The sequence below is a fragment of the Bradyrhizobium nanningense genome, assembly GCF_004114535.1.
Classification (GTDB): domain Bacteria; phylum Pseudomonadota; class Alphaproteobacteria; order Rhizobiales; family Xanthobacteraceae; genus Bradyrhizobium; species Bradyrhizobium nanningense.
Genome location: NZ_LBJC01000024.1, coordinates 648,605 through 670,099, shown reverse-complemented (window position 1 = coordinate 670,099; position 21,495 = coordinate 648,605). Strand labels below are relative to the sequence as shown.

The 21,495-nt window shown below is 64.7% G+C and carries 20 protein-coding genes; 11 read left to right on the top strand and 9 right to left on the bottom strand.

The features are described 5' to 3' along the window. A partial coding sequence (locus XH84_RS20765) for an OmpA family protein (protein WP_245471779.1) occupies nucleotides 1-1,144 on the top strand: 1,144 nt, incomplete at its 5' end. A gap of 312 nt (nucleotides 1,145-1,456) precedes the next feature. Here the strand turns inward: XH84_RS20765 and argG are convergent. From argG to XH84_RS20735, 6 genes are all read right to left on the bottom strand, one after another. Next, a complete protein-coding gene (gene argG, locus XH84_RS20760; protein WP_128920993.1) occupies nucleotides 1,457-2,794 on the bottom strand; it encodes an argininosuccinate synthase in 1,338 nt (445 codons plus the stop codon). A gap of 95 nt (nucleotides 2,795-2,889) precedes the next feature. Beyond that, nucleotides 2,890-3,666: a phosphatase PAP2 family protein gene (locus XH84_RS20755; protein WP_128920994.1), complete on the bottom strand. Its 777-nt coding sequence runs from the start codon at nucleotides 3,664-3,666 to the stop codon at nucleotides 2,890-2,892. 172 nt (nucleotides 3,667-3,838) lie between these two features. Continuing rightward, entirely contained in the window at nucleotides 3,839-4,333 is a 495-nt protein-coding gene (locus XH84_RS20750; RefSeq protein ID WP_128920995.1) for a hypothetical protein, read from the bottom strand. A gap of 164 nt (nucleotides 4,334-4,497) precedes the next feature. Next, nucleotides 4,498-5,700 carry a dual-specificity RNA methyltransferase RlmN gene (rlmN, locus tag XH84_RS20745; RefSeq protein WP_128920996.1) on the bottom strand — a complete coding sequence of 401 codons (1,203 nt, stop codon included), beginning with the start codon at nucleotides 5,698-5,700 and terminating at the stop codon, nucleotides 4,498-4,500. A 194-nt stretch (nucleotides 5,701-5,894) separates the two neighbouring features. After that, entirely contained in the window at nucleotides 5,895-6,557 is a 663-nt protein-coding gene (locus tag XH84_RS20740) for an invasion associated locus B family protein (protein WP_128920997.1), read from the bottom strand. Between the two features lie 119 nt (nucleotides 6,558-6,676). Then, nucleotides 6,677-7,516: an SDR family oxidoreductase gene (locus tag XH84_RS20735; protein WP_128920998.1), complete on the bottom strand. Its 840-nt coding sequence runs from the start codon at nucleotides 7,514-7,516 to the stop codon at nucleotides 6,677-6,679. Between the two features lie 219 nt (nucleotides 7,517-7,735). Here XH84_RS20735 and XH84_RS20730 point away from each other — a divergent pair, with 219 nt between their 5' ends. The 3 genes from XH84_RS20730 (at nucleotide 7,736) to XH84_RS20720 (ending at nucleotide 11,240) form a co-directional block, all read left to right on the top strand. After that, on the top strand, nucleotides 7,736-8,710 hold the full coding sequence (locus tag XH84_RS20730) for an NADPH:quinone oxidoreductase family protein (RefSeq protein ID WP_128920999.1): 975 nt from the start codon (nucleotides 7,736-7,738) through the stop codon (nucleotides 8,708-8,710). A 499-nt stretch (nucleotides 8,711-9,209) separates the two neighbouring features. Next, nucleotides 9,210-10,067 carry a hypothetical protein gene (locus XH84_RS20725; RefSeq protein ID WP_128921000.1) on the top strand — a complete coding sequence of 286 codons (858 nt, stop codon included), beginning with the start codon at nucleotides 9,210-9,212 and terminating at the stop codon, nucleotides 10,065-10,067. Between the two features lie 18 nt (nucleotides 10,068-10,085). Further along, nucleotides 10,086-11,240 carry a TAXI family TRAP transporter solute-binding subunit gene (locus XH84_RS20720; protein WP_128921001.1) on the top strand — a complete coding sequence of 385 codons (1,155 nt, stop codon included), beginning with the start codon at nucleotides 10,086-10,088 and terminating at the stop codon, nucleotides 11,238-11,240. 40 nt (nucleotides 11,241-11,280) lie between these two features. On the opposite strand, the gene XH84_RS20715 is transcribed toward XH84_RS20720, so the two are convergent. Beyond that, entirely contained in the window at nucleotides 11,281-11,667 is a 387-nt protein-coding gene (locus tag XH84_RS20715; RefSeq protein ID WP_128921002.1) for a YkvA family protein, read from the bottom strand. 99 nt (nucleotides 11,668-11,766) lie between these two features. Further along, nucleotides 11,767-12,057 (bottom strand): 4a-hydroxytetrahydrobiopterin dehydratase, encoded by a 291-nt coding sequence (locus XH84_RS20710; RefSeq protein ID WP_128921003.1) that lies wholly within the window; start codon nucleotides 12,055-12,057, stop codon nucleotides 11,767-11,769. A gap of 152 nt (nucleotides 12,058-12,209) precedes the next feature. Here XH84_RS20710 and XH84_RS20705 point away from each other — a divergent pair, with 152 nt between their 5' ends. Then, nucleotides 12,210-13,655 carry a TAXI family TRAP transporter solute-binding subunit gene (locus tag XH84_RS20705; protein WP_128921004.1) on the top strand — a complete coding sequence of 482 codons (1,446 nt, stop codon included), beginning with the start codon at nucleotides 12,210-12,212 and terminating at the stop codon, nucleotides 13,653-13,655. Between the two features lie 193 nt (nucleotides 13,656-13,848). Further along, the gene (locus XH84_RS20700; RefSeq protein WP_164936459.1) at nucleotides 13,849-15,390 is read left to right on the top strand and encodes an alkaline phosphatase D family protein; all 1,542 of its coding nucleotides are present in this window, start codon (nucleotides 13,849-13,851) and stop codon (nucleotides 15,388-15,390) included. Between the two features lie 33 nt (nucleotides 15,391-15,423). Here XH84_RS20700 and XH84_RS20695 read toward each other — a convergent pair whose 3' ends face one another. Continuing rightward, the gene (locus XH84_RS20695; protein ID WP_245471778.1) at nucleotides 15,424-15,807 is read right to left on the bottom strand and encodes a response regulator; all 384 of its coding nucleotides are present in this window, start codon (nucleotides 15,805-15,807) and stop codon (nucleotides 15,424-15,426) included. A gap of 179 nt (nucleotides 15,808-15,986) precedes the next feature. Here XH84_RS20695 and XH84_RS20690 point away from each other — a divergent pair, with 179 nt between their 5' ends. The 5 genes from XH84_RS20690 (at nucleotide 15,987) to typA (ending at nucleotide 21,309) form a co-directional block, all read left to right on the top strand. After that, nucleotides 15,987-16,751, top strand: a complete 765-nt coding sequence (locus XH84_RS20690) for a Crp/Fnr family transcriptional regulator (protein WP_128921007.1) — start codon at nucleotides 15,987-15,989, stop codon at nucleotides 16,749-16,751. An 86-nt stretch (nucleotides 16,752-16,837) separates the two neighbouring features. Further along, nucleotides 16,838-17,554, top strand: a complete 717-nt coding sequence (locus tag XH84_RS20685) for a prolipoprotein diacylglyceryl transferase family protein (protein WP_128921008.1) — start codon at nucleotides 16,838-16,840, stop codon at nucleotides 17,552-17,554. After that, nucleotides 17,535-18,965, top strand: a complete 1,431-nt coding sequence (locus XH84_RS20680) for a radical SAM protein (protein ID WP_128921009.1) — start codon at nucleotides 17,535-17,537, stop codon at nucleotides 18,963-18,965. Before XH84_RS20685 ends, XH84_RS20680 begins: the two co-directional genes overlap by 20 nt. Then, on the top strand, nucleotides 18,962-19,243 hold the full coding sequence (locus XH84_RS20675; protein WP_128921010.1) for a hypothetical protein: 282 nt from the start codon (nucleotides 18,962-18,964) through the stop codon (nucleotides 19,241-19,243). The genes XH84_RS20680 and XH84_RS20675 overlap by 4 nt, the downstream gene beginning before the upstream one ends. Nucleotides 19,244-19,482: 239 nt before the next feature. Then, nucleotides 19,483-21,309 carry a translational GTPase TypA gene (gene typA / locus XH84_RS20670; RefSeq protein WP_128921011.1) on the top strand — a complete coding sequence of 609 codons (1,827 nt, stop codon included), beginning with the start codon at nucleotides 19,483-19,485 and terminating at the stop codon, nucleotides 21,307-21,309. Nucleotides 21,310-21,495 lie beyond the last annotated feature (186 nt).

Sequence of the window (21,495 nt, the reverse complement as noted above, 5' to 3'; positions counted from 1 at the left end):
GCCTCCCGCCGGCGCGGCTGCACCGACCGTCGTCCCTGGCACGCCGGCCGCAGCGCCACCGCCGAACCGGGCGCAATACGCTCCGCCGACGGTTGCGCCCGCCTTCCGGGCCGCGCCGACAGTCGCCGCGCCGTTGCCGCCGGCGCCGCGTCCGCCACAGCGTGACCTGACGCCGCTCGCGATCGGTGCAGGCGTGGTGGCCGGCGCCGTGATCGGCGCCACCATCGCTGACCTCCACAACCAGCGACGCGAGACGATCGAAGGCGGCCGCACCGTCTATACCGAGCCGGACCGCATCATCATCCGCGATCCGGGCGGCCAGGCCTATGTCCGCGGCAACGATCTCTATCGCTTCCGCTATGGCGCCCGCGACATCCGCACCGACACCGTCGGCGGCGAAACCCGCACGGTCGTGATTCGTCCCGATGGCAGCGAGATCATCACCGTCGTCGGCGCCGACGGCCGGCTGATGCGGCGCATCCGCAGGGATCCCCGCGGGGGCGAGCTCATCATCATCGACAACACCTATCGCGATCCCCAGGCGGTCGGCGGCTTCTATGTCGACGTGCCGCCCCCGGTCGTGAACATCCCCTACGATCGCTACATCGTCGATGCCCAGGAAGCGCCACCGGACGTGATCTACCAGACCATGGTGGCACCGCCGGTGCAGCGGATCGAGCGGCGCTACTCGCTCGACGAGATCCGCTACAGCCCCAATGTTCGCATGCAGATGCCGAGCATCGACGTCAACACGATCAACTTCGAGACGGGATCGTGGACCATCCCGCCGGACCAGGCGGCCCGGCTGCAGGTGATCGCCGACGGCCTCAACCAGGCGATCCAGCGCAACCCGCGCGCGGTCTTCCTGATCGAGGGACACACCGACGCGGTCGGCAACGAGGTCGACAATCTGTCGCTGTCGGATCGTCGTGCGCAGGCCGCGGCCGAATTGCTCACGCAGCAGTTCGGCGTCCCCGCCGAGAATCTGACGTCGCAGGGTTATGGCGAGCAGTACCTGAAGGAGCAGACGCAGGGGCCGAGCGCGATCAACCGTCGCGTCACCATCCGCAACATCACGCCGCTGCTCAACGGCGGTCAGGCCTCGTTGCCGCCACCCCCGCCCGGCACCGCGCCGCCGCGGTAACGGCACATACAAACGCAAATGGCCGGGAGCGATCCCGGCCATTTCTGTTTTGTATAGTCTCGTGCCCCGGACGCAGCGCAGCACGTAGTGATGCGCTGCTGAGCCGGGGCCCACAAACCGTCGCCGCAACTCAATTAAGATCTGGGTCCCGGCTCTGCGACGCACCGCTCCGCGCTGCATCGCGTCCGGGACACGAGAATTTCAGAGAACTCGTAGGGTGGGCAAGGCGCGTTTGCGCCGTGCCCACGGTCCCTCTCATCGTAGAAGATGGTGGGCACGCTTTGCTTTGCCCACCCTGCGAGAGCGAGAGCCTCAGCCCTTATCGCTCTCCAGCCGGAAGATCTGCGAGCCTTCGCTGCCTGAGAGCAGGCCGGTGTCGCTGTACAGCTTCAGCTTCGTCCGCGTGTCGGCGATATCGAGGTTGCGCATGGTGAGCTGACCGATGCGGTCCGCGGGCGAGAACGCGGCGTCCTCGACCTTCTCCATGCTGAGCCTTTCAGGCGCATAAGTGAGGTTTGGACTCTCGGTGTTGAGGATCGAATAATCGTTGCCGCGGCGCAGCTCGAGCGTCACCTCGCCGGTGACCGCGCGCGCGACCCAGCGCTGCGCGGTCTCCCGCAGCATCAGGGCCTGCGAGTCGAACCAGCGGCCCTGATAGAGCAGGCGGCCCAGGCGCATGCCGCTGATGCGGTATTGCTCGATGGTGTCCTCGTTGTGGATGCCGGTGACGAGGCGCTCATAGGCGATGTGCAACAGCGCCATGCCCGGCGCTTCATAGATGCCGCGGCTCTTGGCCTCGATGATGCGATTCTCGATCTGATCGCTCATGCCGAGGCCGTGACGGCCGCCGATGACGTTGGCTTCGAGGAACAGCGCGACGGGATCAGAGAAGGTCTGACCGTTCAGCGCGGTCGGCTGGCCTTCCTCGAAACGCACCACGACCTTCTCGGCCTTGACGGCGCAATCGTCGCGCCAGAACGGGACGCCCATGATCGGGTTGACGATCTTGATGCCGCTGTCGAGGCTTTCGAGATCCTTGGCTTCGTGCGTGGCGCCGAGCAGATTACTGTCGGTCGAATAGGCCTTCTCGGCGCTCATCTTGTAGGCGAAACCCTGCGCGGTCATGAACGCCGACATCTCGGCGCGGCCGCCGAGCTCGTCGATGAACTGCTGGTCGAGCCAGGGCTTGTAGATCTTCAGACCCGGATTGGTGAGCAGGCCGTAACGGTAGAAGCGCTCGATGTCGTTGCCCTTGAAGGTCGAACCGTCGCCCCAGATGTTGACGCCGTCCTCCTTCATGGCCGCGACCAGCATCGTGCCGGTGACGGCACGTCCCAGCGGCGTGGTGTTGAAATAGGTGATGCCACCGGTCGAGATATGGAAGGCGCCCGACTGGATCGCGGCGATGCCTTCATGGACGAGCTGCGTGCGGCAATCGACGAGGCGGGCCTTCTCGGCGCCGAACTCCATCGCCTTGCGCGGGATCTCGTTGTAGTCGGCCTCGTCGGGCTGGCCGAGATTGGCGGTGTAGGCGTAGCAGCGCGCGCCCTTCTGCTTCATCCAGAGCAGCGCCGCAGAGGTGTCGAGGCCGCCCGAAAAAGCGATGCCGACTTTCTCACCCTTGGGCAGGCTTTTCAGGATCGTGGTCATGGGGCTTCCAATCGGGTCTCAAGGGGCTGATGAGGGTTTCGAACTTGACCGCGCGAATATCAAATTTCGCAGGGCTCGGCACCCATTATAATGGCTCAAACCGACGGCGCGGGACCGGTCTTGCGGCCGAACAGGCGCTGGCGGAGCCGGTAGGCGGGCATGTTCAGCCGGGTCAGGGCGGCATCAACCGCTTCGTCCGTAAATCGCGTCCGTGGCCAGCGGTAAATCAGCGCGTAGGCAAACCAGATCACCAGAAAGGTCACGAGGCCGGCGATCGAGACGTCGGTGAAGAAGTGCCCCCCGAAGGCCATGCGCAGCCCGCTGGTGACGGCGCCGAACACCACGGCGGCGGTATAGGCGAGCGGCCGCCACGCCGGCGGTGCCAACGCGGCCGGCGCCAGGGTCCAGAACGCGGTGGCACCTTCGCCCGAGAAGAACGAGCAGTTGCGCGCGCAGCCGCCGCGTGGATCCCACCACGGCACGAATTGCTGGTCGCCGGCGAACTCGGTCACCACCACCGGGCGCGGCCGGCCCCAGTATGACTTGAAGGCAAGATTGGTCAGAATACCGGCCGACAGGATGATCGTGACCAGCAGGAACGCGATCGCGCGCCCCGACACCAGCAGCGGCCGGTCGGGCCTGATCATCTTGACCACGAGCGCCACCAGCGACGGCAGCACGAAGGCCCAGGCCACCCACATCGCCGCGTCACGCGCAAAGCCCGCCCAGTCGTTCAACTTGAGCGGAAAGCTTTTCGTCCGGGGATCGAAGAACAGCGACGCGAGCTTGAGATCGAGCTCGGGATAGAGCCCGAAAACGACGCCGATCACGAGCCACAGCGCCAGGGCGATGAAAAGTCCGGTACGGTTCATGGCGCGCGGTTTAGCGGAGCGGGGCGGGGATGGAAACCCCGGATTCCGTCGCAGCAAGCGAGCGTGAATTGGTCAAAATGCGATGCCTCAACAGTGTCGTCCCGGACAAGCGAAGCGCAGATCCGGGACGACACTGAGGGTGGAGCGCGCTGCATCGCGCCACTCCCCACTGTCACCTTGCGTCCGGCCTTGAATTCGATGGCAACGGCGGCGGCGGCATGCGCGGCGGCGGTGGGATGCGCCAGGCGCCGGCGTTGCGGCCGGCGATCAGCCAGTAGACGATTCCGGCGACGATGCCCGCACCGGTCATGATCTCGAGGTGCCGTCGCACGATGCCTTCGAACTGCAGCGTCTCGGAGTGGAACGGGACCAGACCGAGATAGCAGGCGAGCCCGACGAGGCCGCCGCCGACGGCATAGGCGAGCGCACTGCGGATGTAGAGCGCCTCCGTGATCGCGACGATCACCGCCGCCGGCACCAGCGCAAAGCCCGAAACGAAGATGAAGCCGAAGCCGAGCAGGATGTCGATCGTGCCCTGATCGACGGGACCGGCGCCGAGATCGGCGAATTCCGGAAACAATAGCGCGACGACGACGATCATGCCGCCGACGAAGCAGGCGGCGAGGAAGCCGATGAAGATGACGATGAGGCGGCCGATCAGGGACATGACGCCGAAACCACCACTGCCGTCATTGCGAGGAGCCCGCGACAAAATTGCGAAGCAATTTTGCGCTGGTGCGACGAAGCAATCAAGACTGCTTCCGCGGTGACATTCCGGATTGCTTCGCTTCGCTCGCAATGACGAGGAGGCGGGAGCGCGCGCATGGCTAGCTAATCCGTCATCGCCATGGCGCGCAGCGCCTGACGTTCGCGTGCGCTGAGCTTCTCGGTCTCCGACTTGAGCTGGCCGCAGGCGGCGAGGATGTCGCGGCCGCGCGGGGTGCGGACCGGCGAGGAATAGCCGGCGTTGAAGACGTATTCGGAGAATTTTTCGATCTGGTCCCAGTCCGAACATTCATAAGCAGTGCCGGGCCAGGGATTGAACGGGATCAGGTTGATCTTGGCCGGAATGCCCTTGAGCATCTTGACCAGCAGTTTGGCATCGTCGAGCGAATCGTTGACGCCCTTGAGCATCACATATTCGAAGGTGATGCGGCGCGCATTCGAGGCACCGGGATAGTCGCGGCAGGCCTGCAGCAGCTCCTTGATCGGATATTTCCGATTGAGCGGCACCAGCTCGTTGCGCAGCTCGTCGCGCACCGCATGTAGCGAGATCGCGAGCATGACGCCGATCTCCTCGCCGGCGCGCACGATGTTCGGCACCACACCCGAGGTCGACAGCGTGATGCGGCGGCGGGAGATGCCGATGCCCTCGTTGTCGCCGACGATCAGAAGCGCATCGCGCACCGCGTCGAAATTGTAGAGCGGCTCGCCCATCCCCATCATCACGATGTTGGTGACGCGGCGCGTGCCGTCCTCGCGATCCGCCCAGTCGTTCAGGCGATCGCGCGCGACCATCACCTGTCCCACGATCTCGCCGGCGGTGAGGTTGCGCACGAGGCGCTGCGTACCGGTGTGGCAGAAGGAACAATTCAGCGTGCAGCCGACCTGCGAGGAGACGCAAAGCGTGCCGCGATCGGTCTCGGGAATGTAGACGCACTCGACTTCATGCGCCTTCTGAACGTTGTCGCCGCTCGGCAGCCGCAGCAGCCATTTGCGGGTGCCGTCGTTGGAGATCTGCTCGGCCACGACCTCGGGACGATCGACGGTGAAATGCTGCGCGAGTTCGGCGCGAATGCCCTTCGAGATCGAGGTCATCTCGTCGAAGCTTTGGGCGCCGCGGAAATAGAGCCAGTGCCACAGCTGCTGCACCCGCATCTTGCGCTGCGTCGGCGCGACGCCGATTTCGCCGAGGCGGTCGGCAAGCTCGCTGCGCGACAGACCGATCAGCGACGGCTTTGCCGGCGGCACATAGGTTTCGAGTGGCGTCTTCTCCACCAGGATTGCGTTGTGCGGCTCGGTCGTCGGTTGCATGAATAGACCTAACTAGGTGGTCGTTCCGGGATGGTCCGAAGGGGATCGCGAAGCGACCTTGAAGACCAGACCCGGAACCTCAAGATTCCGGGTTCGATGCTGCGCATCGCCCCGGAATGACGGAAGAAAATCTGGAACCGCCCCTATATAGCAACGGGCGCCGCCGATTGCGACCGTGATACCCACCCGCAGCGCTAACGCCGGCAATCCTGGGCGATCTTGTCGAGCGCCTGGGCGAGGCCCTTCAGCGAGAAGGTGTCGGTGGTCTCGGTGCCCTTGGCCGAGACACCCTTGACGACGAGCTCGGCGGATTTGCGCATCGCTTCGACCATCCGCTCCTCCTCGGCCGCGTTCTTGATCCAGAGGCCGTCGCCCTGCGTGTACATGGCGAAGGCGGCGCCGCCGACCTCGACCGTCGATTCCGAGCCCGGCTTCAGCGCGTAGCCGATCATGACCGAGACTTCGTTGTTCACTTTCTCCGCCGGCCGGGTCGAGACGAAGGCATAAGCGGGATCGCGCGGCCGGTTCGGCGGATTGGTCTTCGACGACGACGGCTTGGCCAGCGCGAAGCAGACCTTCTTGCCGTTGGGCGTCGCCGAATAGGCCCCCCAGGTGCCGAACTGGCCGATCAAGGCCGGCTCCGCGCCACCCGCAACTGAAGCGGGCGGAGCCGCCGATTTGCTCTCCGGCTTTGCGGCCGACTTCGCAGTGGTATGGGCCGCTGGCGCAGCCGATTTCGGTGCAGCCTCTTTTGGAGCAGATTTGGGCGTCGGTTGCGCCGTCTGCGCCCGCGCAGATACAGCGATTCCCCCGGCCGCCACGCCAGTCATCAAAGCTAAGATCAGCACCCGCCACATGCTGGAGTGGTTCCCTCAATATTGTGACTGGAAGATGGCCCGGCCGCGCTTTGTCCCCGTGGCAGGGATAGCCGGGAAAGTCCAATTTGGGAAGGCAGTTAGCGGGTATCGACGCCGACTTAGGTCTTGGATCGCGCGGCGCGCTGGTCGGCCCATTGCGTCTCGGTCCAGCCGAGCAAATCCTCGGCGCCGGAACTGCGCAGATGGGCGCCACCGTCGATCACGACCATCTCGCCGTTAATGTAACCGGCGCGATCCGAGACCAGGAAGCTGGCGAGATCGGCAAGCTCGTTGTGCTCTCCGGTCCGGCCAAGCGGGTTGCGCGCGGTCCAGCCTTCGTCACGGCCTTCGGGGCGGAGCTGCCCCGACGCGCCCGCGGTCGGGAACGGACCCGGCGCAATGGCGACGGTGCGGATGCCTTTCGGCCCCCATTCCACGGCGAGACTCTTGGTCATCGCCAGCAGCGCCGACTTCGCCATCGCCGACGGTACCGTGAAGGCGCGGCCGGTGATGGTCGAGGTCGAGAGGATCGAGAGCACGACGCCGCCGTGCTTACCCTCGATCCAGCGCCTGCCGGCCGCGAGCGTGCAATACATCGCGCCATGCAGCGTCGGCGCCAGGATCGCATCGGCCGCGCGGAACGACAGATGCTCACTCTGTGCGATGAAGGTCGCGGCAGCATTGTTGACGAGAATATCGAGCGGCGCCTCACGCCAAATCCGATCCATCATGTCGTCGACGGCGCCACCCTCGCGGATGTCGCAGGCGATCGTCGTGACCTTGCCGCCGCTCTGTGCGCGCATCTGCGCAGCCGTCGCTTCCAACCGGTCGAGCTTGCGGCCGCAGATCACGAGCTCGGCGCCAAGCGTCAGGAAGCGGCTCCCCATCGCGGCGCCAAGGCCCGAGCCGCCGCCGGTGATGAGAATGCGCTTGTCCCTGAGCAGGCTTGTTTCAAACATCGTTTGAATCCTCTTCTCCGCGGATTTCGTCATTGCAAGCGCAGCGAAGCAATTCAGGCTATTTCCGCGGTGCGGGCTCTGGATTGCTTCGCTGCGCTCGCAATGACGCGAGGATAGGCCGGCGCGTCGCTTTGGCAAAGAAACCGGATTGTCGCCCGTGCCTAAATCCGGCAGAAACGGCCAAACTATAATTCCACCCGAAACGCCCAAGGTGCCTTCATGAAAGCCATCCTCTGCTCGCAATATTGCCAGCCCGACGATCTCGTGCTCGCCGAGGTGCCGGATCCGGTGGCAGGTCCCGGCGAAGCCGTGATCGCGATCAAGGCGGCGGCGCTCAACTTCTTCGACATCCTGATGATTCAGGGCAAGTACCAGATCAAGCCGCCGTTCCCGTTCTCGCCGGCCGCCGAAGTTGCCGGCGTGATCGAGAGCATCGGCGCTGGCGTCACCGACCTGAAGGTCGGCGATCGCGTCGTCGCGTCCTGCGGACATAACGGCGCGCGCGAGAAGATCGCGCTGCCGGCGGCCTCCATCGTGAAGATCCCCGACAATCTCGATTACGACCGCGCGGCCGGCATCATCATCATCTACGGCACCGCGCTGCATGCGCTGGAGGATCGTGCCAGCCCGAAGCCGGGCGAGACGCTCGCGGTGCTCGGTGCGGCCGGCGGCACCGGCCTTGCCGCCTGCGAGCTCGGCAAGCTGATGGGATTGAAGGTGATCGCCTGCGCCTCGTCGGACGAGAAGCTCGAATTCGCAAAAGCGCATGGCGCCGAGCTGACGCTGAACTACGCCAAGGAAGATTTGAAGGAAGGCCTGCGCAAGCTCACGGACGGCAAGGGCGTCGATATCATCTTCGATCCCGTGGGCGGCGCGTACGCCGAACAGGCGCTGCGCTCGATCGCGTGGGAAGGCCGCTTCCTCGTCATCGGCTTTGCCGCGGGCGACATTCCGAAGATGCCGCTGAACCTCGCGCTGCTGAAGGGCTGCGACATCCGCGGCGTGTTCTGGGGCGCCTGGACCCGGCTCAACCCGGCCAAGAACCGCGCCAATCTCGAGAAGCTGGTGAAGTGGACCGCGGAAGGAAAGATTTCATCGCATGTCGACCGCACCTTCCCGCTGGCCCAGACCGCGGACGCGCTGAAGGTGCTCGCTGGACGCCAGGCCATGGGCAAGGTGATCTTGCATCCGTGATCGCGATGTTATCGCGACGCTGTTTCAGCATACACAACTGTCATCGCCCGGCTTGCCGCCTTCGCTGAAGCTTCGGCGCGCCGAGCGCAGGTGTGGGCCTCGGCGAAGCCTTGGCGGAGCCGGGACCGGGCGATCCAGTATTCCAGAGACATCAGCGATTTAGCCGAGAAGCCGCAGTATACTGGATGCCCCGGTCAAGCCGGGGCATGACAGCGGAGGGTGTGGCGCGCAGCCTCGATGACCGCAGCATCGTAAAGTTGCGCACGCCCTCGCCGAGTAAAATCCCCCTCAACCATCGCCGGTAAAATCGCGGTGCATTCCGCGTCCTCGCCCCAATCAAACCCAAATATCTCCCGATTCGCGCAAACCGCCGTCGCTTTTTGGGCTGAATCGGACGGCGATTTACCGGTTCCAGTTTGCGGGGCGCTTCTGGACAAAAACAAGAAGACTGAAACCGGGACTGCCCCTGCGTTGCGTCAGTAATGGGGAGCATCACACCATGGAGACGACGGCCTACCGTCCGTCGAAGGAGTCGTACGCGCTCGACTCCGATCGATCTGCATCACATTCGTCCACGGCGGACTACATCCGGGCGCGCGCCAGGCGCGCCGAGCTTCCACAGGACGATCCAATTCCACTGTTTCTGTCCGATCCGCGCGGAGCACCGGAGCCGCGGGAATATGTGCCGCTGGCGCTGCGCCCCAGAACCAGGGTCGCGCCTCGTCTTGTCGCCGCAGGGCTTGCGATCTCCGCCGCGGGGATCGCGGCCGTGCTGTTTCCGTCGGACCTGCGTAGCTTCATTGCCGACAATGCCGGCAGCGCAGCAGGCGTAGCTCAGGCCAACCCGCCGGCCATACGCCAGATCCCGCTCAAGGATCCGGCCCGCGTGACCGACACGATGCTGGCGAGCGCCGACAAGCAGGATCTGCCGGCTCCGACAATGCCAAGTCGCGAAGCGATCGCGACCGCCTACCAGACTGCGCTGCAGGCCCAGGTACAAACTCAAGCACAAGTGCCGGTCCAAACTCCAGCACCAGCTCCCGCGGCACAGCCTGCGCCGCCCGAGCCTGTCAGGACGCTCGACGCCGAAACGCTGGCCGGGCTGATGACGCGCGCAAGAAGCCTGATCGGCGTTGGCGACATTGCCGCGGCGCGCCTGCTGCTCGAACGGGCGGCCAATGCGAAAGACGCGACGGCCGCGCTCCTGCTGGCACAGACCTATGATCCCGCGGTGCTGGGCACCAGCGACGCGCGGAGCGTCATTGCCGACGTGGCGGCCGCACTTGACTGGTATCAGCGTGCCGCAAGCCTTGGATCGGCGGAGGCGCGACAGCGCCTCGCCCAGCTCTCGAACTAGATCATTTCAGGGGACATCATGCGTAACGCTTTCGGAATGGCGCTGGCCGCCATCATGACCATCTGCGCCTTCGCGGCGCGCGCCGAGCAGACCGAATACGATCCAGCCAAGGTCTCGGACAGCCTGAAGGCGATTTTCCAGTTCGGCTCGACCTCGACCAAGCAGGCTCTGAACGCCAACACCGTCACGCTGATCACCGGCACGATCGGCGGCACCTATGTGCAGTTTGGTGCCGACCTCGCCTCCGTTCTCGACGACGGCAACAAGATCCGCGTGCTGCCGATCGTCGGTCGCGGCTCGGTGCAGAGTGTTGCCGACATCCTGTTCCTGCAAGGCGTCGATCTCGGCATCGTGCGCGCCGACACGCTCGACTATCTCGAGCGCAAAGGCTTCGCCAAGGACATCAAGCGGCAGTTCACTTACGTGACGAAGCTGTACAACGAGGAGATGCAGGTGATCGCGCCGAAATCGGTCGCGACCCTCAAAGACCTCGAAGGCAAGACGGTCAGCGTGGATCTGCCCAACGGCGGCACCTTCGTCACCGCCCTCACCGTGTTCGAACGGCTCGGGATCAAGACGAAATTCGTCTATGTCGAGCAGCGCATCGCGATGGAGAAGCTGAAGGCCGGCGAGATCGACGCCGTCATCGTGGTCGGCGGCAAGCCGTACAAATCGGTCTCGACCTTCGGCAATGACGGCCGCTTCCACCTCGCGCGGGTCGATTACGCCAAGCCGCTCCAGAGCGACTATCTGCCGGCAACGCTGACCGCGAAGGACTATCCGAACCTGATCAAGGAGGGCGAGAGCGTGGACACGATCGCGGTGCCTGCGGTGCTCGCGGCCTATAATTGGACGCCCAACACCGAGCGCTATCGCAAGCTCGCGCTGTTCGTGGACGCATTCTTCACGAAATTCCCGACGCTGCAGAACCCGCCCTTCCATCCCAAGTGGAAGGAGGTCTCACTCGCGGCACCGCTTGCGGGCTGGAACAGATTGCCGGTGGCGCAGCAATGGCTCGACAAACACGGCGTCGAGCCGGTGACGCGGCAGCGCTTCGAGGCCTTCTTGAAGCAGAATCCCACGGCGGTGTCCGACACCGACAAGGAGACGCTGTTCCGGCAATTCCAGGCGTGGGACGCCGAGAAGGCGCGGGCGCAAGCGGAGAGGAAGTAGCGCGGGCCTCGCCTCCACGCTCACCCGCAAAGACGCAGTCCTACGCCGCGTCCATCTCCGCCTCATCCACCCCACGCTTCAGCACGGCACGGGCGGCTTCGCGATGCTCATTCGTGATGTGGCCGGCGACCATGCGGATGGCGGTGGCGAGCACGGCGGCGTCATCGGCGAATCCGAGGACCGGCATCACGTCGGCGACGAAGTCGAACGGCAGGATGAAATAGGCGATCGCACCCAAGAGCGCGGCCTGGACGTGGCGCGGCGTCTGCCGGTCGAACGCGCAGTAGTAAGCCGCAAGCAAGTCTTCCGCGAATGGCAGATGCGCGGCGACACGCTTCAGCTTGCGCCAGAAGCGGCGGCGCACGCTCTCGCGATCTTCCGCGAGCCGATCGGCCGGCTCGAAGCCGACGCTGTGTTCGGCAGCCATGTTCGATAAACTCCGGTTCAGCCCCAGGCGGCGGATCGCCGCATTCCGGCTGATCACAAAATGGGGATGTGGCGGCCCCCCGCAAGATGTCAGCCGCGCTCAGCCTGCGATCGCGTTCATCGTCCTGGCCAGCGCGACGTCGAGCGCCGTGACGCCGCCGGCGTCGTGGGTCGACAGCACCACCTCCACCGTCTTGTAGACGTTGCGCCATTCGGGGTGGTGGTCCATCTTCTCGGCAGCCAGCGCGGCGCGGGTCATGAAGCCGAACGCCTCGTTGAAATCCTTGAAGATAAAGGTCTTCCCGATGGCATCCCGGCCTTGAACCTCGTTCCAGCCGGGGAGTCCGCCGAGCGCCTGCTTGCGCGCCTCCGCCGAGAGCCGTTCTGCCATGATCATCTCCGTCCTTCAGGGGAACTTTACCCTAACACCGAGCTGACGCCCGGGTTCATACGGAGATTTCCGCCATCCGCTAACCATGACGGAGATGTAACTCCGCCGGACAAGAAATTTGCTACAATTGCGGGCGTAAATCGCCGGCCAAGATGAAACTGAGCCTCAAGCGCCCGTTTGGGAGATCGATGACCGGGGGATTGGACCTGGCCGAAGCGCCCCCTCCGCCTTCGCCGCGATCCGCGGCGCGGAAGACGGCGCTGGTGTCTCTCGCATTCGTGCTTGCGATCGTCGGCGCGCTGGTCGGCGGCTATTACTTCGCGATGCGGCCGGTAACGCTGAAGATCGCGGTCGGTCCCGCCAACAGCGACGACGTCAAGGTCGTGCAGGCGCTGACGCAGGCTTTCACGCAGACCAAGGGCCAGGTGCGGCTGCGGCCGATCCAGACCGACGGCGCCACGGCCAGCGCCAATGCGCTCGCGGAAGGCAAGGTCGATCTCGCCATCGTGCGCGGCGATCTCGATGTGCCCAAGAACGCGCAAGCGGTTGCGACCCTGCGCAAGAACGTCGTGGTGCTGTGGTCCGTCCCGGGCAAAGGCAAGAAGCGGGGCGCGAAGATCACCAAGATCTCGCAGCTCGCCGGCCATCGCGTCGGCGTGGTCGGCCGCACCCAGGCCAACGTCAATCTGCTCAAGGTGATCCTCCAGCAATACGGCGTCGATCCCGCCAAGGTCGAGATCGTGCAATTCCCGGCCAACGAAGCCGCCGAGGCGATCAAGGCTGAGAAGGCCGACGTCTATCTCGCGGCCGGCCCGGTCAACAGCAAGATCACGGCGGATGCGATCGCCGCCTCCACCAAGGATTTCGGCGCGCCCAGCTTCCTCGCGATCGAGTCGGCGGATGCGATCGCGCAGAACCATCCGATCTATGAAGCGTCCGAGATTCCCGCCGGCACCTATGGCGGCTCGCCCGCCCGCCCGGAGGACGAGGTCAAGACCATCAGCTTCTCGCACCACATCGTGGCGCGCAAAGGCGTCTCCGAAACCACCATCGCGGCGTTCACGCGCCAGCTGTTCGCCGTGCGCCAGCAATTGGTGACGGAATTCCCGCTCGCGGCCAAGATCGAGACGCCCGACACCGACAAGGATGCGGTGATTCCGGTGCATCCCGGCGCGGCCGCCTTCGTCGACGGCGAGGAAAAGACCTTCCTCGACAAATACAGCGATTACATCTGGTGGACCCTGATGGCGCTCTCCGCCATGGGCTCGATCGGCGCCTGGTTCGCGGGCTATCTGAAGAAGGACGAGCGCGACAACAACAGCCATCTGCGCGAACGGCTGCTGGACATGATCGCGGCCGCGCGCAAGTGCGAGACGACCGACGAACTCGACCAGATGCAGGCCGAGGCCGACGTGATTCTGCGCGATACGCTGCGCTGCTTCGATCACGGCGCGATCGAGGAGGGCTCGCTCACCGCCTTCAACATCGCGCTGGATCAGTTCCACGCCGCCGTCGCCGACCGCAAGGCGGTGCTGTTCAGCCTGCCGCAGAACCTGCAGCGCGCGGGCGCGCAGTTCCGGGCCGCCGGCAACGCGTAAGCAGCTGCGCGCGTAATCGCTGCGTCACATTGCCTCAATATAGCTCCTCATGTCATTCCGGGGCGATGCGAAGCATCGAACCCGGAATCCATCGCGCCGCATTCGCGAGGAGACACGGTTTCCGGGCTCGCGCCTGACGGCGCGCCCCGGAATGACGGACTTTCCTGCAAGCTCGGGTTTGGAACCAACCTCCATGAACTTCCCATTCTCCCGCCGCCGCTTCCTTACCGCCGGCGCGGGTGCGCTCGGCACTATCGCAATGCCCTATCTCTCGCGCGCGGCCGATCGGCCGTTGGTCACTCACGGCGTCCAGTCCGGTGACGTTACGGTCGATGGCGGCGTGGTGTGGGCGCGCACCGACCGGCCCGCGCAGATGCTGGTCGAGGTGGCGACGACGGATACGTTCAGGGATGCCCGTGCGCTGCCGCCGATCGCCGCGCTCCCCGAGAGCGACTTCACCGCAAAGATGCTGATCGAAAACCTGCCGGGCGGCCAGGACATCTTTTACCGCGTCCGCTTCCGCGATCTCTCGCATAGCGCGGTCGAGGGCGAGGCGGTCGTGGGCCGCTTCCGCACAGCGCCGGCCGACCGCCGCGACGTCAGCTTCGTCTGGGGCGGCGATGTCGCCGGCCAGGGCTGGGGCATCAATCCTGACGACGGTGGCATGTTCACTTTCTCGGCCATGCGCAGGCACCGGCCGGACTTCTTCCTGCATTCCGGCGACACCATCTACGCCGACGGCCCGATTGCGTCCGAGGTGAAGCTCGCCGACGGCAAGATCTGGAAGAACCTCACCATCCCCGAGAAGGCCAAGGTCGCCGAAACGCTGGACGAGTACCGCGCCGCGCACAAATACAATCTCACCGACGACAACTTACGCGCCTTCAATGCCGAGGTGCCGATCTTCGTGCAGTGGGACGACCACGAGGTGACCAACAACTGGTCGCTGTCGAAGGAATTGCCGGCCGCCTACAAGGAGCGCGACATCGCGCTGCTCGCCGCGCGCGGCGCGCGCGCCTTCCACGAGATGTATCCGCTGCGCGAGAGCATCAACGAGCCCGGCCGGGTCTATCGCCAGATCTCCTACGGCCCGCATCTCGACGTGTTCATGCTCGACGAGCGCAGCTATCGCGGCCCGAACGGCCCAAATCTCGAAACCGCCTACGGGCCCGCCAGCTATTTCCTCGGCCCGGACCAGATCGCCTGGCTCAAGCGCGGACTGCTCAATTCGCGCGCGACCTGGAAGGTGATCGCCTCCGACATGCCGCTCAGTCTCGTCGTATCGGACACCCCGAAGGGCGGCTCGGAAGCCTTCGCGCAAGGCGACGGTCCGGTGCGCGGCCGCGAGTTCGAGATTGCCGACATCCTGCGCTTCATCAAGATGGCACCGATCCACAACACGGTGTGGCTGACCGCCGACGTGCACTACGCCGCCGCGCATTATTACGATCCGAACAAGGCGCAATTCCAGGAGTTCGAGCCGTTCTGGGAATTCGTGTCGGGACCGCTGCATGCCGGCACATTCGGTCCGAACGCGCTCGACAACACCTTTGGACCCGAGGTGCGTTTCGTCAAGGCGCCGGGCAAGGACAGCCAGAACCTGCCGCCCTCCGCCGGCATGCAGTTCTTCGGTCACGTCAAGATCGATGGCGCCTCCGGCCAGATGATTGTGACCTTGCGCGACCGCGCCGACGTCGCGCTGTGGTCGACCACGCTCGATCCGAAGCAGAGCTGACAATTGCAGCTTCTTCCTTCGTTGAAGAGCGCTCTAATCGGTGGCGCGCAGCTTTAGTGCCGCCTCCAACGCGTCGCTCGAGCACGGCTTCTGCAACCGCGGCTGGCCGGAGAATTCGGTCGGAATGCGCGCCTCGGCGCCATAGCCGGTGACGAAGACGAACGGGATCTTCAGCGCGACCAGCCGCTCGGCGACCGCAAAGCTCGTCTCGCGGATCAGCTCGACATCGAGCAAGGCGAAGTCGGGCGCGCGCTCGGCAATGGCGGCCAGCGCCTGGATCACCGACCCGACGGTCCGCACTTCCGTCACACCAAATCCAAGCAGGCGGTCCTCGAAATCGATCGCGATGATCGGGTCGTCTTCGACAATCAGGACGTCAGCCGGCCAGCCTGTGCCATTGGGAACTACGGGTGCCATGATCAGATCTTGGGGTGTGGGGTTTTTCGGATCAGGACTGCCGCGACACGATGCCTGCGCGCAGCGCATCGGGGGGTTCCCGGAACGAAACCACCACATTGCCGTTCTCCAGTCTGTCCACTTGTGCACATAGGAAGTGCACGGAACTCGCTAAGCTGGGAGGAGGAAGGGGGTTCACCATGGATGCGCGCATCAGCAAGACAATCGAGGTCGAGAGCCGGCCGGCCAACAATCTGCTGAGACGTTTGAGCCAGGCCGACTACGCTCTCCTCGCGCCGCATGTGACCGTCGAGAACTGCGCCGCGAGCGAGCTGCTCTACAATCCCGGCGATGACGTCCAGGTCGTCCACTTCCCCTGCGGGCCCGCGCTCGCGACCTTTCTCGTTCCCAACGAGGACGGCCGCGACGTCGAAACCATCCTGGTCGGCCGCGAAGGCGCGGTGGGCGGTATCGTCAGCGAGGGATACCTGCCGGCCTATAGCCGGATTTGCGTGAAATTCGGCGGGCCGTTCGCGCGCGTCCATGTCGCCAAGCTGGAAGCGGCCAAGCTGCGTTCGGCGTCAATGCGCAACATCTTTGCCCGCTATGCCGATTGCATGCTGGCACAGATCTTCCAGTCGACCGCCTGCAACGCGATCCATTCGATCGAGCAACGCACGGCCAAATGGATTTTGGCGGCGATGGAGCGGACCGGCGACGAGAGCAGCGTGCCGCTGACCCACGAACAGCTTGCGACGCTGCTCGGGGTGGGACGCAGCTATGCCAGCCGCGTGCTGCAGTCGTTCAAGGCAGAACGGATTCTCGACACGCGGCGCGGCTCGATCCTGGTTCGCAGCCGCGACGGCCTGAGGCTTCGTGCCTGCCTGTGCAACGACGCGGTGAAGATGCACTTCGAAGAGGTACTGCGCGGCGTCTATCCGACCGAGGAGCGGGAGGCGGGGTAGCGGTGATGCCCTCTCCCGCGAGGGGAGAGGGCACAATCACGCGCGGCGCGCTTTTCTGGTCGTGAGCGTGGTATACTCTTCTCCGCATGAGCGGGGCTTTGCTTCATACCATCTTCGACGTCTTGGCGTGGCTGGCGGCGGCCGCGTCCGTCTACGGGCTGGCGCGACAGGGTTTACGGTTTCCGGCGCAATCCTTCGAGCTGCCCTATATCGCTGCGCTGGTGTTCGGTGCCGGCCTCGGCGCCTATTTGTTCGGCTCCGCCAATCTGTGGCTGTCGGGTCAGAGCGGCATTGCGCGCTCGGTCGAAGGCGCGCTGGCCGGCGGCATCGTGGCGATCGAGCTCTACAAATGGACGGCCGGCATCTCCTTACGCACCGGCGCGCGGTTTGCGCTGCCGCTGGCGGTCGGCATCGCGATCGGCCGGCTCGGCTGCTATTTCGCAGGCCTCGACGACTTCACCTATGGCACGCCGACGGGGTTGCCCTTCGGCCATGATTTCGGCGATGGCGTTCTGCGCCATCCCGTGCAGCTGTACGAAAGCGCGGCCATGGCCGTGTTCGCGCTCATCTATGTGCTGGCGGTCGTGAACCGGAACGCCTTTGTAATCACCAATGGTTTCTACCTGGCGCTCGCCTATTACGGGGCGCAACGCTTCCTGTGGGAATTCCTCAAGCCTTACGGCACGCTGATCGGTCCCTTCACCCTGTTTCACCTGCTGTCGCTGTCCATCCTGCTCTACGCCGCATTCATGCTGGCGACGGCGCCCAAAGCGAGACCCCTGCATGAACGCGCCGTTGCGTAAGTCGCGTCCCTATATTTTCTGGGGCCAGACCCAATCTCTCTGCGAAACCTGCTTGAAGCTGGTGCCGGCCAAGATCCAGATCCTGGACAACGAGGTCTGGTACGAAAAGCGCTGCAGAGAGCACGGTGTCCAGTCGACGCTGGTCTCGACGGATGCCGCCTATTGGCGCCTATGCAAGGATTTCATCAAACCGGGCGACCGGCCGCTGCAATTCCAGCAGCGCACGGAATTCGGCTGCCCCTATGATTGCGGCCTGTGCGCCGACCACGAGCAGCATTCCTGCCTGGCGCTGATCGAGATCACCGAGCATTGCAACCTGACCTGTCCGGTCTGCTTCGCGGAATCCTCCCCGGCACGAACGAAATTCACCCCGCTCGCAACGATCGAGAAGATGTTGGACGCGCTGGTCGCAAGCGAGGGCGAGCCCGATCTCGTGCAGATCTCCGGCGGCGAGCCGACGCTGCATCCGGATTTCTTCGAGATCCTGGACGCGGTGCGCGCCCGCCCGATCCGCCACGTCATGATCAACACCAACGGCCTGCGCATCGCGCGCGAAAAGGATTTCGTGGCGCGGCTCGCCGAGAACAAGCGCGGGCTGGAGGTCTATCTCCAGTTCGATTCCCTGCAGCGCGAGGCGCTGATCAATCTGCGCGGCGCGGATTTGCGTAAGATCCGTCAGCAGGCGCTGGAAAATCTCGAACATTTTGGCGTGTCGACCACGCTGGTCGCGACCATCAAGCGCGGCGTCAACGATGACGAGATCGGCGACATCGTCCGCCACGCACTCACCTGGACATGCGTGCGCGGCGTCACGCTGCAGCCGGTGCAGGACGCCGGCCGCAACGACAATTTCGATGACAAGACCGACCGCATCATGCTGTCGGAGATCCGCAAACGCGTCGTCGAAACCGGCGTGTTCGGCGACAAGGACATGATCCCGCTGCCCTGCAATCCCGAGAGCATCTCGATCGGTTACGGCCTGCGCAATGGCGAAAAGGTGCTGCCGCTGACCTCGCTGATTCCGCAGGAGCAGCTGGTTGCGGTGATGCCCAATACGATCAGCCCGGAAAAATATCCGATGCTGCGGGAAAAGTTCGTCGATCTGTTCTCGCTGTCGTCGGGTCCGCTCAACACCTCCGAACGCGTCTGCGAACTCTTGTGCTGCCTGCCGAGCTTTCAGGTGCCCGAAGGACTCTCTTACGAGAACGTCTTCCGCGTCACCATCGTGCAGTTTCTCGACCGCTTCAATTTCTGCGTCGGCAACGTCAAGCGAAGCTGCATCCATTTCGTGACCGAGCAGGGCGCGATCATTCCGTTCGACACCTACAATCTGTTCTACCGCAACGGCAAGATCGAGGGCATCCGCGCGGCGCTGGCGACGCAGGCGACCGAAGGAGTCATGCAGGCATGAGCATCAGCGACCCACCCCCTCCGGGACCGCCTCCTGCCCTGGCGGAAAAGCGCAGCGGCTGCCTGACCGCGCTGATGGCGATCGCCGGGATCTTCATGCTGCTGCCGGGCCTCTGCGCGCTCCTGTTCGGCGGAATGTCGGTGGTCGAGGGTGGCCGGATCCCCTCCGACATCGCCTCGCTGGTCTTTTTGGGACTCCTCATCGGCATCGGAGGCGTCGTCCTGATCTGGGCGGCCATCGTGGGGCGAAAGGCCCCGCCGGCCCGGAACGGGAGCTAAGCCCCGGAGATTCCCGGGCAAAATTCAGTCAACCAAGGCCCAAAGAACACATTGTTTTTTGGCGGTTTTTGCATATATTGCGCCGCAACGCGTAGGGTGCCCGGTCTGATATGGCCGGGCTTCCTTTTTGGGCGGAAAGCGCCCCGTTTCCAGTCTTCCAGCGTTGTTTCGAGAAGAGGTCCCGGTCTGACCGGCGAGATCGCGCTTAACCCATTGTTCGACCGCAAAGAAGCTCATCCATGAATCTTCGTAACGTCGCCATCATCGCCCACGTCGACCACGGCAAGACGACCCTGGTCGACAAGCTCCTCCAGCAGTCCGGCACGTTCCGCGAGAACCAGAAGGTGACGGATCGCGCCATGGACTCCAACGATTTGGAGCGCGAGCGCGGCATCACCATCCTGGCCAAGGCGGCCTCGGTGCAGTGGAAGGACACCCGCATCAACATCGTGGACACGCCCGGCCACGCCGATTTCGGCGGTGAGGTCGAGCGCATCCTGAACATGGTGGACGGCGCCCTGGTGCTGGTCGACGCCGCCGAAGGCCCGCTGCCGCAGACCAAGTTCGTGGTCTCCAAGGCGCTCAAGGTCGGCCTCAAGCCGATCGTCGTCATCAACAAGGTCGACCGCCCCGACGCGCGCCCGACCGAGGTCATCAACGAGGTGTTCGACCTGTTCGCGGCGCTCGATGCCAGCGAGGAGCAGCTCGACTTTCCGATCCTCTACGGGTCGGCCAAGCAGGGCTGGATGGCCGACAGCCCCGAGGGTCCGAAGGACAAGGGCATGGAGCCGCTGTTCGACCTGATCCTGCGCCACGTCGCGCCACCGAAGGTCGAGGAAGGTCCGTTCCGGATGATCGGCACCATCCTGGAAGCCAACCCCTATCTCGGCCGCATCATCACCGGCCGCATCTCGTCGGGCGTGCTCAAGCCGAACCAGCAGGTCAAGGTGCTGAACGCCGAGGGCAAGCTGGTCGAGTCCGGGCGCATCACCAAGATCCTGGCCTTCCGCGGCCTGGAGCGCACGCCGCTCGATGAGGCCGAAGCCGGCGACATCGTCGCCATTGCGGGCCTGACCAAGGGCACCGTCGCCGACACCTTCTGCGATCCGACCGTCGAGGTGCCGCTGCCGGCGCAGCCGATCGATCCGCCGACCGTGTCGATGTCCTTCATCGTCAACAACTCCCCGCTCGCCGGCACCGAAGGCGACAAGGTGACGAGCCGCATGATCCGCGACCGCCTGCTGCGCGAAGCCGAAGGCAATGTCGCGCTGCGCGTGGTCGAAGCCGCGGACAAGGACGCGATGGAAGTCTCGGGCCGCGGCGAATTGCAGCTCGCGATCCTGATCGAGACCATGCGCCGCGAGGGCTTCGAGCTCTCGGTGTCGCGGCCGCGCGTCGTGTTCCAGAAGGACGAGGCCACCGGTGCCACCTTGGAGCCGATCGAGGAAGTCGTGATCGACGTCGACGAGGAGCATTCCGGCGTCGTCGTGCAGAAGATGAGCGAGCGCAAGTCCGAGCTGATCGAGATGAAACCCTCGGGCGGCAATCGTCAGCGCCTGGTGTTCTACGCGCCGACCCGTGGCCTGATCGGCTACCAGGGCGAATTGCTCACCGATACCCGCGGCACCGCGATCATGAACCGCCTGTTCCACGGCTACGCCCCGTACAAGGGCGAGATCCAGGGCCGCCGCAACGGCGTGCTGATCTCCAACGACCAGGGCGAAGCGGTGGCTTACGCCATGTTCAAGCTGGAAGATCGCGGCCCGATGATGATCGAGCCGGGCTGGAAGGTCTACAAAGGCATGATCGTCGGCGAGCACACCCGCGACAACGATCTCGAGATCAACGTGCTCAAGGGCAAGCAGCTCACCAACATCCGCACGACCTCGAAGGACGAGGCCGTGCGCCTGACCCCGCCGATCCGCATGACGCTGGAGAAGGCGCTCGCCTATATCGAGGACGACGAGCTGGTCGAGGTCACCCCGAAGTCGATCCGCCTGCGCAAGAAGCACCTCGACCCGAACGAGCGCAAGCGCGCGGAAAAGGCCAAGGAAGCGGTGGCGTAAGCTGCCGCTCTCTGGTGCCCCGGACGCAGCGCAGCACGCAGTGATGCGCTGCTGAGCCGGGGCCCATCTCGCCTCTTGTGCCCTTCCGCCTTGGGTCCCGGCTCTGCGCAGCAGCGCAAGAGCGCTGCAGCGCGTCCGGGACACGAGAGCTGCATATCTGGCCGGCTTCAGCACTCTCCACGAACG